This is a genomic window from Peribacillus sp. B65 (assembly GCF_058513295.1).
The window spans coordinates 808,139-823,075 of sequence record NZ_CP195840.1 but is presented as its reverse complement, the minus strand read 5'-3'; the positions used below and the strand labels follow the sequence as shown (position 1 = coordinate 823,075).

Below are 14,937 nucleotides of genomic sequence, written 5' to 3'. Positions count from 1 at the left end.
GAGGAAAGAGGGGGATAAAAAAGGTTAGCTTAAATTTGTATATTATTAAGTGAAGAATTTTAATGGTTTAACTAAAACTACCTATTCAGATTATTAAAATGAAAAAAGAGGTGATGATAATTAGTAAGTATTGGTCTTATAAAATGCTTTTAACTGGTGTGTTTATCATTACTACGATTATCTTTTATAAATTTGGTTTACTAGTGAAGGTTTAGTTTATTTTGTATGTCTTGCAATACTTTTAAGTGTGTTGAGTATTTTTAATCGTAAAATCAATTATAAAAAAAGACTTTATACTTTAACGAATAAAAAATAATAACATTTCATTTCCAGTTATAAATAACAAACCACATTTGGATTATCTAGCTTGGAAGGAGTCCGTATCAATAAACAACTTAATTATGCGATGCAAAGGTTAATGCGCTAGTGAGGATGAGAAGGGGTATAAGCCATAACACCAGTTGGCGGCTATTTGACATTATCATACACAAAAAAGCGTGTTTGATCTTTTTTATCAAAACACGCTCTTTGCTCCTTATCGTTTACTGCCATCACATTTAGTTAAGAACTCGGACTGCCTTCACAAAGCTAGGTCCCCAGTAAGAATTGTTAATGTTAGCGTAGGATACTCCTTTAGATGTAGAAGCATTCAGCATTTGACCGTTACCGGCATAAATTCCTACATGGTTGATTACTCCATCATTATTGGTATCAAAAAATACTAAATCCCCTTTTTGAAGGGCTTTTGAAGATACAGCTGTACCAACGTGTGATTGTGCCACTGAATTTCTAGGCAAGGAAATACCTGCACTTTTGAATGCCCTTAATGTGAACGAAGAGCAATCAAAAATGTCAGTCCGCGAAGTGCTCGCACCGTAAACATACTTGGCTCCCATGTATTTAGCACCAGCTGCCAGAACTTGATCCGCTTTGGTCGATTTGGACGGTTTATTAATTGAAGAAGCCGAGGCTTTCCCTGAAACACGGATGGTTTGGCCTATACGAATACGATCTGAATTAGAAATATTAGGGTTTATTTTAAGTAAGGCACTAAGGGAAAGGTTATATCTTTTAGCGATGGTTGATAAGGAATCCCCTAATTTAACCACATAAACGTCTGTTGTATTTTTATTATTATCCGGAGTGCTGGTAAGGGTATTAACCTTCAGGACCTGACCGGGAAAAATAAGGCTACCAGTCAAATGGTTTTTAGACTTTAATTGTTGGACAGTCATATTGTTGACTCTTGCAATTTTGTCCAGGGTGTCCCCGGATTTGACTGTATATGTAGCATTTGTTTTAGCCGTAGAGCTGGATGCAGGAGCTTGTCCGGAAACACGGATGGATTGGCCAATATAAATGCGATCCGAATTAGAAATATTAGTGTTTAATTTAAGCAGGGCACTAAGTGAAAGGTCGTATCTTTTAGCAATTTTAGATAAAGTATCCCCCAGTTTAACTACGTATTTTTCGGTTTTATCTATATTCTTAGTGTTAAGAGTATTAAATTTCAAGATTTGGCCGGGAAAAATAAGGTTACTAGTCAAATGGTTTTGAGATTTTAATTGTTGGACAGTTGTATTATTAGCTTTAGAGATTTTATCAAGGGTGTCCCCTGATTTAACTTGATAAGAACCAGCATAGGCAGAAGTGCCGGCGATAAGGGTACCTATAATGGTTCCTGCAAGAATGAAAGAGTTTTTCGAATTGTTCATTTAGGAAAGTTCCTCCTGATGTGGTAAAAAAATATGTAGCATTTATATTATAAAGGTAAGGCATATAAAAAACATGACCCATTTAAATAAAATTCAACTTTTTCGTCATTTATCAGGATAATTTGCAGATCTGTCATATTGAGTGGATTCAAGTGGATGGGCAGGATCCTTAATATCGCCTAAAGAGATAACTAGGCTAAAAGAGATTTCATAAATGGAAGCTTTGAGGTAATTAAAAAGAAAGGTAAGAATAATATAATATCCTTACCTTTCCATGATAAATTTTTTAATATTGTCTATAAACATAGGGATCGTCAGGTTCTGCGATTTTACTATGTGATGATACTCTGAGCAGGGGAATGGTTTTCTTGAATGGCTGATAATAAATGGATTCCAATTCTCCTGTCACGGAATACCACTCATCATTTTTTGGATGCATACCTTCGGGAAATTCGATCAGCATACCGAATACCCCAGAGTCTGCGACACAGTGAATGACGCCAAAGCGAAACAGGAATACCTGGTTTTTGGCTAGCTCATCTGAATTGTACGAAAACCCGGTTAACGTAATTTGTTTGCCAGTGAATTTTCCAGGAGAGTAATAGATGGCCTCTAAGTCGTTTAGATAGTTTTCATAGGTTAAATGAAGACTATCATGGTCAACTAAGTCTTTGAGCGAGTGATCCATTAAAGTTAAATAGTCATCCTTGCCATAATAAAGACTCGTATCCGGCTGCAGAAATTGATGCTGGCTATAATCATCTGAGTCATCATATACCGGGAAATGAAATCCTTTTTTTTCTACGATATTCGAGTCCATAGTGGCAACAGGCAAAAAGAGACCGGTTAAAATGGGAATGACGTAAAGGAAGTAAGTAAGGTTCTTTTTCCATTTCTTGTTTTCCTGGGAGTGATCATGTCCGCACTGACAATCAACACATTCTTCTTGATTATCTTCTTTAAAATAATGGAAGGAAGTCAATTTAATATTACTGGGGTAATAGGCTGGAAGTTAAATAGGGAGGGGGATTAAGAAAATTGAATAAAGTAAACTCCCCTCAAAGTTGTGTCACATCCAAAGGATTTACACTATTCAACATAGAGGGGATAAAATCATGGTTTATTTTTCGGTACAGCTTTATTAATTAGGTTTTTACGCGATACAAACTGATTGTCGGTAACCCAGAAGCGCCAAGGGTAATCTTTTGCTACCCCGGAGTTGTCGATTCCGACGCGGGGACCGCTGGATATGTGTTCAGGCTGTTTTCCGACAGCTAGATATAGCGGGGGATCCGTAAAAGATCGACCATAATCATCCATGGTAATGCCCAGTGCCTTTGTTAGCTTCCCTGGTCCATCGGTCCATTTACGAATATCGGCAATTCCTCGTCTTTCATGCATTAACTCGAGCCCCGAATAGGGTTCAACCGCACGGATTAAAATGGCTTCCGGATTTTCAGGCCCTCCGCTTACGACATTGACCAGTGTATGTGTGTGCATGACGTATGTATAGATCAAACCTGAATTTCCGAACATCACTTCCGTCCGTTTTGTCCTTCTATTTCCAAAGCTATGTGCGGCCCTGTCTCCAGGTCCAATATAGGCCTCTGTTTCAACAATGAATCCAGAAGCGGTTCCATCCGCTGTTTCTTTTATAATCAGGCAGCCAAGAAGGGATTTTGCCAGTTCAAGGGTAGGCTGCTGATAAAAATCCGCAGGTAAGATTGAATCGTATATCTTGTTCATGATATCACTCCATTTAGTCTCATACAGGTAAAATTCCCTTATCAATGAAAAAGAAACATGAAGGGAAAAAAAGACCGGCTGATTATATCAGCCGACCTTTTTTTAGCCTAATTCCTTCTCCGTTTCTTGATCTTTTTTGATTCGGCCCGAACCCACGGAAAGTGCCACTAATATCCCCGCGGAAACAAAAAAGATACCGGTGATGAAAACACTGGAGAATGCATCGATCCAAGCATTTTCAATCGTTTTTACAAGGACAGTGCTGACTTCTGCGGGCATTTTAAGGTTTTCAGGATAAAGCATGATGTTGAATAACGCATCCGTTTTATCTGCTAATGCTTTCAGTGCCTCATGCAATATAGGGTCCTTTTGACTTACGACCGCATCATCCATATTTTGCTGGAGATTGTGATTCATAACAGCATTCAAAATCGTGATGCCCATCGTTCCTCCTATTGATCTGAAGAATGTCGAAGCCGCTGTAACCGACCCTAGCTGCGATTTTGGAAATTCGTTTTGAACGGCAATCATCAATGTCGGCATGACAAGACCCATGCCTATCCCAAGGATGGCCATGAATGAGTACGCAGTGAATATAGTCGTACTGCCGTCCATCATGCTCATTAGGAAAAAGCCAAGCGTCGCAAAGACCATTCCAAAGGTAAGCACGGTACGAAAACGGAATTTCAAAAGTAACCGCCCGCCAATGATGCTGGAAAGAATCATACCGATCATCATCGGAGTCATGGTCGACCCTGCTTTTGTTGGTGAAACTCCCAATACGCCTTGCATGAACAGCGGGACAAACATGATTGCCCCGAACATGCCAAGGCCAAGCAAGAATCCCAAAATATTCGTTGTAGAAAAAACTCTATTTTTAAAAAGGGATAAATCAAGGATCGGTTCAACCGCTCTTCTTTCAAAAAAGATGAATAGGGCAATGAAGACAATGGTGCTGCCGAAAATCAAGAAAGATTCTAATGATAACCATTCGAATTTATCACCACCGAAGGTCAAGCCAAGCAGTAACAGGACAATACCGGGAATCAAGGTGAAAATCCCTAGATAATCGATATTAACTTTCTCTGTTTTCCTTATGGCTTCATGTTTCAATCCTACATAAATCAAAATGGCAGATAGTAAGCCCGTCGGTACATTGATCAAAAAGATCCAATGCCAGCTGATATGGTCAACGATCAGGCCGCCCAGAAAAGGGCCGATGACAGAACTTAAACCAAAAAGGGCTCCGAATACACCCTGCCATTTGGCTCTTTGTTCCGCAGAGAATATATCACCGATTATCGTTTGGGATAAAGGCATGATCATCCCGCCGCCGATTCCCTGCAGACCCCTGTAGATGATCAATTGCTCCATCGATGTGGCTGTGGCACATAAAAACGAACCGATCGTAAATATGATCGTGCCAAGCAGATAAAGGGAACGTCTGCCATATAAATCAGATAGCTTTCCAACAATGGGTACAACAGTCGTTGAGGCTATTAAATAGGCAGTCGTTACCCATGCAAAGATGGTAAATCCATTCAATTCCCCGATAATTGTCGGCATGGCCGTACCGACGATCGTCTGTTCCAATGAACTGAAAAACATTCCAATGATCAATCCTGTTAAGACAAGCTTGGTATTGACCGCTTTTTTTTCCATTTGCATAGCATTTCTCCATTCCTATAACTGTATTCCTTATTCGTTTTTTGACTAATAGGTCAAAATTATAAATCTCTAATGACCATTTAGTCAACAATTTTTTTTTTGAAAAAAAATTCAATTGCATGACTATATTGCGTAAAGGTGGATTTAAAGATACATCGATATCACTAAAGTAATTCGACCAGAATCCACCAAATCCTTCCTTATTAATGTCTCCAACGTGTTTCCATTTATCATATCCGATATAATTAAGAAGGAATATAGATGAAACTTATGATTGGAAGTGTAAGATATGAATAAAAAAATAGGATTTATTGGATGCGGCAAAATGGGTGAGGCGATGCTTGAGGGCATGCTGCTTGCAGAGGTCATTTCACCTGAAGGGATCATGGTCAGTACTGCGAGTGTGGAGACCAAAACTAAAATCACCACGAAATATAAGGTTAAAGGTACTTTGGATAATAAAGAGGTTGCCGGTTTTGCTGATTTTCTCTTTCTAGGAATCCAACCTGCCATGCATAAGCAAGTGCTAGAAGAAGTGAAGAATCATGTTAAAGAAGACGCTGTGATCATTACTATGGCAGCAGGCATCACTGTATCACTAGTTGAGAACAGCTTTGGAAAAAAAGTGAAGGTTGTCCGGACGATGCCAAACACTCCTTCGCTTGTCGGTGAAGGCATGACTGCCATGAGCATTAATGATCAAATTACCGATGCTGATATAGAGGATGTGACTGCACTGCTGAATAGTTTCGGTAAAACGGAAATCCTGCATGAAGATTTGATGGACGCAGTACCTGCCATCAGCGGTTCGTCGCCTGCTTATGTATATATGTTCATCGAGGTGCTGGCTGATGGAGGGGTCCGTGACGGCATTCCACGAAAACAAGCATACCGAATGGCAGCACAAGCTGTAATGGGAGCTGCTAAAATGGTACTGGAAACGGAAAGACATCCTGCTGCTTTAAAGGATGATGTCTGCACGCCGGGCGGTTCAACGATAGCTGCGGTAGCGTCTTTAGAAGAAAATCAGCTAAGATCCAGCATTCTGCAAGCAATGAAGGCCTGCACGGATAAAACGAAAGGTTTAAGTAAATGAAGAAAGATGGATTGCCTTTTTGAGGGCAATCTTGTCCGTTTTCCATTTTCAGAATGTTTTGTGAAAAGAAGAGGAGGATGCATAATGAATGGTTATATAGAAGAATTAAGGAAGATTCTGACGGAAGAACAAGTAACGGTGAATGAAACATTATTGGAGCAGCACAGCCATGATGAATCATATCATACTCCGCACCTTCCGGATATGGTCATATATCCAAGGGATACTGCGGAAGTAAGTTCAGTCATGCGTTATGCGAATGAGCATGAAATACCGGTCATTCCTTTTGGATTAGGATCAAGTTTGGAGGGGCATGTCGTTCCAGTCAAAGGGGGAATTTCCCTGGATCTGTCCTTGATGAATCGAGTATTGGAAGTCAGGGAAAATGACTTCCTTGTGAAGGTGCAACCAGGTGTGACTAGGACGCAGCTCAATAAAGAATTAAAAAAATACGGTTTGTTCTTTTCCGTCGACCCTGGTGCCGATGCTACATTGGGAGGGATGGCAGCTACGAATGCAAGTGGGACGACCTCGGTCAAATATGGGATAATGCGCGATCAAGTAAGGGATTTGGAAATAGTTTTAGCAAACGGTGAAGTGATTCATTCCGGAAGCTTAGCGACAAAATCATCTTCAGGCATCCATTTGAATGGCTTGTTTGTTGGCTCTGAAGGTACGCTGGGTGTATTTACTGAACTGACATTAAAGGTGTATGGCATTCCTGAAGTCACAATGGCCGGGAGAGCATCATTTCCAACCGTCGAAAAGGCAGTATCTGCGGTTAATGGGATTATGCTTGCTGGTATTCCGATTGCACGAATTGAATTGGTTGATGCCGAGTCCATAAAAAAAATTAATCAATTCATGGACAAATCCTATGAAGTCAAACCAACTTTATTCCTCGAGTTTCATGGGAACTTTGCCGGACTGGAACAGGACGTCAAATTTGCCAAGGAAATCGTAAGTGATTTTGGCTGTGGGGATATCCAGTTTGAAACCGATTCAAGAGCACGGAATGCCTTATGGGAAGCGCGCCATAATCTCGCGTACGCATTCATTCACAGCGCTCCGGGGAAGAAGCTGATGGTGACCGACGTTAGTGTGCCCCTTCAAGAATTATCGAATGCCATACTGGATACAAGGAAGAAAGTCGAACAATCCAAAGTGGAGGGGGCGATTGTAGGTCATGTAGGTGACGGGAATTATCACGTATTGTTCATGATCGATCTGAAAAATCCTGAAGAAGTTAAAGAAGCGAAAAGGTTAAATGAAGAAATCGTTGAATATGCATTAACCAGAGGCGGTACATGTACGGGTGAACATGGAGTGGGCCTTGGAAAATCGAAGTATCAGCGAAGGGAGCATGGAGGAGCTTACGAAGTGATGAAAACGATCAAACAGGCATTGGATCCGAAAGGAATAATGAATCCCGGGAAGATCTTCATAGATTAAGAGGAATATTCTATTTTGATAGATTAGTAATAACACCAACTGGGGAAAGGGCAGAGTAGTGGCCTTTCCGGAAAAATAGTCCGTCATAGCAGATAATTCAATCTAACTCTGGATAATTCGACCGATCGAGCAGAAAATCGGACCTAACCCCAAATAATTCGACCTAAAGGCCGGATTCGTATGAAGACATACAGCTTCATCGAGATTCTCGTCCAAAAAAAATAAGACTCCAGACAAGATTCTGGAGTCTTATTTTTTATTAAGCGTTAATGTTATTTGGGTTTAAGGCGTTTTCAACACTTACGTAGTTGTAGCCAAGGTCTGTGGCAACTGCTTCGAACGTGATTTCACCGTTCGCCACATTGACGCCTTTTGCAAGGGCATCATTTTCAAGGATTGCTTTGATGGCACCTTTGTTTGCAATTTGAAGTGCAAATGGTACAGTTACGTTAGTTAAAGCAACTGTAGAAGTTTGAGGCACTGCTCCTGGCATATTCGCCACTGCATAATGCACTACTCCATGTTTAACATAAGTAGGGTTATCATGTGTTGTTATGTGGTCGACCGTTTCAAAGATACCGCCTTGGTCGATTGCAACATCGACAATGACTGAACCTGGAGACATCGATTTAACCATTTCTTCAGTAACGAGCTTAGGAGCTTTAGCACCTGGAATCAATACAGCACCGATAACCAAATCGGCATCTTTGACTGCTTCTGCAATATTATAAGGGTTGGAGATGAGTGTAGTCAGTTCATTTCCGAAAATATCATCAAGTTGACGAAGGCGGTCTGGGCTTAAGTCAAGAATGGTAACATCTGCGCCTAATCCAATAGCGATTTTAGCAGCATTCGTTCCAACCATGCCTCCGCCGATAACAGCGACTTTACCGCGTTTAACTCCAGGAACTCCGCTTAAGAGTATTCCTTTACCGCCGTTATTTTTTTCAAGGAATTGAGCACCGATTTGTGCAGCCATGCGTCCTGCAACTTCACTCATTGGTGTCAATAAAGGAAGTGTACGGTTTACTGCAACCGTTTCATAAGCAATGGCCAAGACACCGCTTTCTTTTAGGGCCTGAGCTAGTGCCGGTTCTGCCGCAAGATGTAAATATGTGAAAAGGATTAAATCTTTTCGGAAATATTTATATTCAGATGAGATAGGTTCTTTTACTTTCATGATCATTTCTGTGCTTGCCCAAACGCTAGCAGCGTCCTCGACTATAACAGCTCCAGCTTCTTGATATGCTTCATTTGTAAAACTGCTTCCTAGACCTGCGTTCATTTCGATTAATACTTCATGTCCTGCATTGACTAATGCTACGACCCCAGCTGGAGTGATAGCTACACGATTTTCATTGTTCTTAATCTCTTTTGGAATTCCTATTCTCATCTTAATCCCTCCAATAATATGTTTTACTATTTGTATCACAAGTATAGTTGGAAAAAGAAACAGTTAGTATGTGGAAATCAGAAAAATGAAAAAGGTGTATTTGTGGAATTCCACAAACGCAGTTTCAAAAAACATGGGCTTGCCAGGATCAAAACCTAATAAAAGCTGAATTCAATTCTTTGCAATTGGTTCTTGAATGCGCTCTAGAATCCTTCTTTTCTTATAAAGCATGATTCCCGTATCGGCTATGTCGGCAATCATGGAACGATTTGTAAGGGCGCCAAATATTATTCCGGCAACAGGAACCATTTGCAAAAGCTTTTTCCAGCCAAACTGATCACGGTATGTATAAACGACTTCTCGCCATCCTTGCAGTTCTGAGGCTATTTCCCTTTTTGATTGGGAATCAGTCTGGGTCATTTTCGACAATTCATTTAATATAGCCTTTTTGCCGACTACATCCGATGTTGTGAATTGCAGGCATTTGACGATGAATATACGTTCTTGGCGGTCCCTAGGATTGAAGCCATATGTGATGGCGATATCCTGAAGGGTTTTGATCGACATGCCGAGAAGAAGGGGGATGTCAATTGCCAAGGTGAAGATTCCGCCAATCCCGGTAGTGGCACCTTGAACCGTTGCCAATTTGCTCCCTGAATTTTTAATATCCTGACTCACGCTATCCATGATATGGAGGGGGATGCTTGAAACATCTTCCAGGGCAGTAATATTCAACTCGGGATTCTTGGCTTGCAGCTGATTTAGAATATGAGCTTCTTTCGTTAAATATTTTCCGCCATTCTGAATGTAGCTGCCGATTTCATCAAGCATGACACCCAATTTTTTCTGAATGAAATCCGGTGTCAACTTATCCAATAGCTTGAAAGGGATCCGCCCAATACGTTCCCAAAACCATAGTCCTTTCTGATCCTTCTCCCATTTATCTATGATTGCTAATTCTTTTTCAAGTTCTTCTTTTGTTTCAAGTTTCATAAGATCAACCTTTCCACACCTCTAGTATTCCATATCAGGGAATATATCATTAATTTTTCTTGAAGAATTCATCATATTGATTAAGTTTAATGTTAAGAAAGAGGGACATTTTTTGAATCGGGTCTTTTAACCGGATATTTCCCACTTCCGAGATCCTTTTTAATCGGTAATTCAATGTATTCACATGGATATGAAGGTTTCTTGAAGCTTCGTTTGGGTTGCAGTCTTTCTCTAGATAGACAGTTAGTGTTTGCAGCAATTCCGTCTGGTTTTTCATGTCGTATGCTTTTAGTTTAAGGATGGAAGGATGAACACGACGCTGTTTGTTGCTTGCGAGTGATTCAATCATTTGAAACATGCCAAGTTCTTCATAATGTAAAATGAGTTTCATGTCATCAGGGAATATATTCTTCATTTTTAGGGTGTATTGAGCTTCTTCGTAACTTGATTTAACGTCCATTAAGTTTTTATACATATTGCCAGCCGTTCCAAGGATATGCTCAACACCGAAACGCCGTTTCATCTCCAGAATGAAAAAAGGAATGAACTCATAAATGGATGAAGTGAAAGAAGGGCTGTTTTCCTGGTTGGCTCCCGCGAAAAGAATGAGTTTGTTATGGTCAATGGCAAATAATGAACTGTTTATCTTTTGAGTGGTCGTTAACATGTATGAAATGTAGCGCTCCACTTCGCGATTGATTTCTTTAGGGAATTCAAATACCAATATGGAAAAAACAACTGGAACATGGATGGAGAATTTCTGGTAATTTTCAATTATTTCCGATTCTTCTTGATAATGCCCGGTCAACATGCGCCAAAGAAACTCTTGATGACCGGCTTCTTTCCTTTTCTTTTTCAATTGCAATTGCTGTAACTGGTTCTTCGCTTCCTTGGCAGCGAATTGCAGAAATTTCATATCTTCTTCGGAGAAAGGTTCATTTACTTCCAAAGCCCAAATGAAACCAAGTACTTCATTATTTTTCCGGATGGAAACCGCAACCCTGTTACCGAGCCCGACATCATTGATGGCCCCGATTTTAATGGGGGCATCTTCTTTCAATAACGCGGGTATGAAGCCATCTTTCCATAAACTGTTGATGACCTTCTCAGGGACACGTCTTCCGATTATGGTCATGATACGAGCCTGATCCGTAGTATCATCGTGTGTGCTATAAGCAAGTAAGCGATGGTTACCGTCCTCGATTGTAATGGGGCAACCTAAAACAGAACTGATTCTATCGGCAAACTCCATCATATCTCCATAAAGGTCTTTAAAAATATCTCTATTTTTTTCGAATTCCTTCATTATTATTTTGCCCCTCGCTAAAAAAATTCCTTCTCCTTGAATTTTAAACGATTTTCTATTAATAAGCATAGATAAATCCTTTGTTAATACAAAAAATCCCTACCTATGGTTACCGGTAGGGATTTTATTTTAGAATAGGAAGTTAATTAAAAGATAAAACAAACCAGCTAATGTTGCCGAGATGGGAATGGTAATGAACCAAGTGATGATCATTCTCTTTGCCGTTCCCCATTTTACGCCCTTGACACGATGCGCAGATCCAACACCAAGGATTGAAGACGAAATAACATGGGTTGTACTAACGGGCATGTGTATTACAGTCGCGCCAAAAATAATGAAAGCGCCGGTTAAATCCGCTGCAACACCATTGACCGGACGGATTTTCATGATTTTGCCGCCAACGGTTTTAATGATTTTCCATCCGCCGACGGAAGTTCCAAGTCCCATTGCCAGTGCACATGAGAATTGAACCCAGAAGGGGATATCGGTACTTGATGCATAACCATTTGCAATAAGGGCCATCGTGATGATACCCATCGCTTTTTGAGCGTCGTTCGTTCCGTGTGTATACGATTGAAGTGCCGCAGTAGCAATCTGTATAGTACGGAATTTTTGGTTTGTTTTTGTCAGGTTATTGTTTTTAAAGACTACTTTAAAAATGCTGTATACGATAAACCCGATTGCAAAAGCAATTAGCGGGGAGAAGATCAAAGCTTGAAGAATTTTCATGAACCCTTCCCATTTAATGCCGGCGAAGCCTGCTGCAGCAATGGCTGCACCTGCAATCGAACCAATCAATGCATGGGAGGAACTGCTTGGTATTCCGTAATACCAGGTAAGAAGATTCCATATGATAGCGGCAAGCAGAGCAGCCAGAATTACATATGAACCATTCGGAAGCGTGAACGGATCCACGATATCCTTCGTTATGGTCTTCGCCACTCCAGTAAATGTCATAGCTCCGACGAAATTCATGATTGCTGCCATGATGATGGCATGCCTAGGCTTCATGGCCTTTGTTGAAACAGCAGTAGCTATTGCATTGGCTGTATCATGAAAACCATTGATGAAGTCAAATGCTAAAGCAAAGAAAACGATTAATATTGTTAAAATTAATAAAGTATCCATTTATTGGGGTACTCCTTAGGCGTTTTTCATTATGATTGTTTCAAGTGTATTGGCCACCGCTTGACAGTGATCGGCGATCTCTTCAAGGCTTTCGTAAATTTCTTTATATTGAATGATCCTGATTGGATCTTTTTCAACTGTAAACAAGTTTTTGATTGATTGACGTTGGATTCCGTCACAAACTGATTCAAGATCTTTAATTTTGATTGCATTTTCACGAATCATTGGTAATTTTTTAGTGGATAGTGTATCGACAGCATTTTCAATCTCATACGTACACTGTTTGATTGCATCCACAAATTTAAGCATATACTCATCTGCATTGACAATTGAGTACATTTCGAATAATGCCGCACAGTGTTCCAAACCGTCTATGACATCATCCATTCTCATGGTTAATTCAAGGATATCCTCCCGTTCGATAGGAGTGATGAAAGCATTGTTCAGCTCTTTGATCACATTATGGACCATTGAATCGCCTTTATGCTCGTAGTCTTTCATCGTATCTGAAAATACTTTTAGATCGGAGATATTTTTGAGTTTATAATCCGCGAAATAGTCAGCACCTTCTTTAAGGTTTTGAGCGATGTTAAAAAGCATTACAGCGAATTTGTCTTTTTTTGATTTAAAAGCCATGTTAAAGCCTCCCAATTAGTCATGCAAATTTACGCACTTTAGTCGTACGCTTAGTATTAACAAATTGATTGTAACGAATTCATGTAGTATCCGGGAAGGTTTTTCGACGAAAATTTACAAAATCTTAATAAAACTTTACATAAAAAAACAAGGAAAATTAAAAAAAGGGAAAAACCTGCAATTATAAGGGGAAATCTGCAAAAAAAAAAAGCCTTTCCCATATGGAAAGGCACTCCGAATGTAGACAAACTCGATATTAATCAAGATTGCCTGCATTTTTTTTGAGGGGGTGTGAAATATGAACGTTGATTACCACTCCAGGCACTCGCTTTCCGCGGGCGGTCCGGCAGCGTTCGTGGAGTCTCCCTTGGACGCACTTTTCCAGCAGGAGTCACGTCCCTACCGTTCCATTGTCTGCAAACTCTGCATGGAAAGGCAAAAGGTTCTATAAAAATAAAGCAATTAAATAGTAAATGATTCCAGATAAGGAAGCGGAAATTGGCAATGTAATGAACCAAGTGACCAACATGTTTTTTGCGGTTCCCCATTTTACCCCTTTGATGCGGTGTGCAGAACCGACCCCTAGTATTGAAGAAGAAATGACATGAGTCGTGCTGACAGGCATATGCAGGAAGGTTGCACCGAAAATGATCGCTGCACCAGTCATATCTGCAGCAACGCCATTAACCGGACGGATTTTCATGATTTTACCGCCAACGGTTTTGATGATCTTCCAACCTCCGATAGATGTACCAAGCGCCATGGCAATGGCACATGATAATTGTACCCAGAATGGAACTTCAGAGGTAGAGGCATATCCGTTAGCGATCAAAGCCATCGTGATGATACCCATGGATTTTTGAGCATCATTCGTTCCATGTGTATAAGACTGGATGGCCGCCGTGAGAATTTGTATTCTCCTGAATCGCTTATTGGTTTTTCCTAAATTATTATTTTTGAATACTACCTTGAAAATACTGTATACAATGAATCCAAGCGTAAAGGCAAGGATGGGAGATAGAATCAATGCTTGTACAATTTTAGTGAATCCACTCCATTTAATTGCATCGAATCCACTGGCCACGATGGCAGCTCCCGCTATTGAACCAATGATCGCATGGGAGGAACTGCTTGGAATGCCAAAATACCAGGTGATTAAATTCCATATTATGGCCGAAATTAGTGCAGCAAGGATTACATAAGAACCATTGTTCAATGTGAAAGGATCCACGATATCCTTCGTAATGGTATGCGCAACGCCGGTAAAGGTCAGTGCTCCTAATAAATTCATGACCGCAGCCATGATGATTGCATGACGTGGTTTAAGCGCCTTGGTTGATACTGCTGTAGCGATGGCGTTAGCCGTATCATGGAAACCATTGATAAAGTCAAAGACCAAAGCAAAAATAATAATTAACACTGTTAAGATGAGTATGCTATTCATACATGGAGGACTCCCTTGATTTCAAGTGTAAAGTGTATATGGATTTTGGCCAATGAATGGGCGCATAACAGTTTGCAACTCCTCAATATTTAGGATGGGAGTTTTACGTTTGATTATTCTATAAAAGCTGACACCTTCTTTTTTACTTGGTTTTAAGTCGAACTATTCAATTGTAACGAATTTCATATCTATAAGGATAGATGTTTCGTCATTTTTTTACAAAATATTTAACTTAGTGAATGATTAAAAAGATAAAATGTTTCCTTTTATATATATAAATTGGTGCGTTTTCGTTTAAGAACACTGTAAATCCCGAGGCTTATGGTTAGAAATAGAAGGTGGAGGGATGTATAATTGGTA

General features: G+C 40.1%; 12 protein-coding genes. 2 read left to right on the top strand and 10 right to left on the bottom strand.

The annotated features are described in order from the left end of the window. Window positions 1–557: 557 nt before the first annotated feature. The 4 genes from ACSR9O_RS04160 to ACSR9O_RS04145 form a co-directional block, all read right to left on the bottom strand. Complete coding sequence (locus ACSR9O_RS04160) at window positions 558–1,715, bottom strand: C40 family peptidase (protein WP_230177188.1); 1,158 nt, start codon at window positions 1,713–1,715, stop codon at window positions 558–560. Window positions 1,716–2,001: 286 nt separating this feature from the next. Next, a complete protein-coding gene (locus tag ACSR9O_RS04155) occupies window positions 2,002–2,697 on the bottom strand; it encodes a TIGR03943 family putative permease subunit (protein ID WP_230177189.1) in 696 nt (231 codons plus the stop codon). A 131-nt stretch (window positions 2,698–2,828) separates the two neighbouring features. Beyond that, entirely contained in the window at window positions 2,829–3,461 is a 633-nt protein-coding gene (locus ACSR9O_RS04150; protein WP_101224332.1) for a DNA-3-methyladenine glycosylase, read from the bottom strand. 102 nt (window positions 3,462–3,563) lie between these two features. Continuing rightward, a complete protein-coding gene (locus ACSR9O_RS04145) occupies window positions 3,564–5,129 on the bottom strand; it encodes an MDR family MFS transporter (RefSeq protein WP_101224331.1) in 1,566 nt (521 codons plus the stop codon). 289 nt (window positions 5,130–5,418) lie between these two features. Here ACSR9O_RS04145 and proC point away from each other — a divergent pair, with 289 nt between their 5' ends. Further along, window positions 5,419–6,225, top strand: coding sequence for a pyrroline-5-carboxylate reductase (gene proC / locus ACSR9O_RS04140; protein WP_491723972.1), 807 nt, complete (start codon window positions 5,419–5,421; stop codon window positions 6,223–6,225). An 84-nt stretch (window positions 6,226–6,309) separates the two neighbouring features. Continuing rightward, complete coding sequence (locus tag ACSR9O_RS04135; RefSeq protein ID WP_260356798.1) at window positions 6,310–7,677, top strand: FAD-binding oxidoreductase; 1,368 nt, start codon at window positions 6,310–6,312, stop codon at window positions 7,675–7,677. A 259-nt stretch (window positions 7,678–7,936) separates the two neighbouring features. On the opposite strand, the gene ald is transcribed toward ACSR9O_RS04135, so the two are convergent. The 6 genes from ald to ACSR9O_RS04105 all read right to left on the bottom strand — a co-directional run bounded on the left by ald (window position 7,937) and on the right by ACSR9O_RS04105 (window position 14,577). Continuing rightward, complete coding sequence (ald, locus tag ACSR9O_RS04130) at window positions 7,937–9,070, bottom strand: alanine dehydrogenase (RefSeq protein ID WP_053533925.1); 1,134 nt, start codon at window positions 9,068–9,070, stop codon at window positions 7,937–7,939. Window positions 9,071–9,241: 171 nt separating this feature from the next. After that, window positions 9,242–10,063, bottom strand: a complete 822-nt coding sequence (locus ACSR9O_RS04125) for an EcsC family protein (protein ID WP_101224328.1) — start codon at window positions 10,061–10,063, stop codon at window positions 9,242–9,244. Window positions 10,064–10,112: 49 nt separating this feature from the next. Next, window positions 10,113–11,369 (bottom strand): PucR family transcriptional regulator, encoded by a 1,257-nt coding sequence (locus ACSR9O_RS04120; protein ID WP_230177196.1) that lies wholly within the window; start codon window positions 11,367–11,369, stop codon window positions 10,113–10,115. A 129-nt stretch (window positions 11,370–11,498) separates the two neighbouring features. Further along, entirely contained in the window at window positions 11,499–12,497 is a 999-nt protein-coding gene (locus ACSR9O_RS04115; RefSeq protein ID WP_101224327.1) for an inorganic phosphate transporter, read from the bottom strand. Between the two features lie 15 nt (window positions 12,498–12,512). Further along, entirely contained in the window at window positions 12,513–13,133 is a 621-nt protein-coding gene (locus ACSR9O_RS04110) for a DUF47 domain-containing protein (protein WP_063235631.1), read from the bottom strand. Between the two features lie 445 nt (window positions 13,134–13,578). Then, window positions 13,579–14,577, bottom strand: a complete 999-nt coding sequence (locus tag ACSR9O_RS04105; protein ID WP_101224326.1) for an inorganic phosphate transporter — start codon at window positions 14,575–14,577, stop codon at window positions 13,579–13,581. Between the last annotated feature and the right edge of the window lie 360 nt (window positions 14,578–14,937).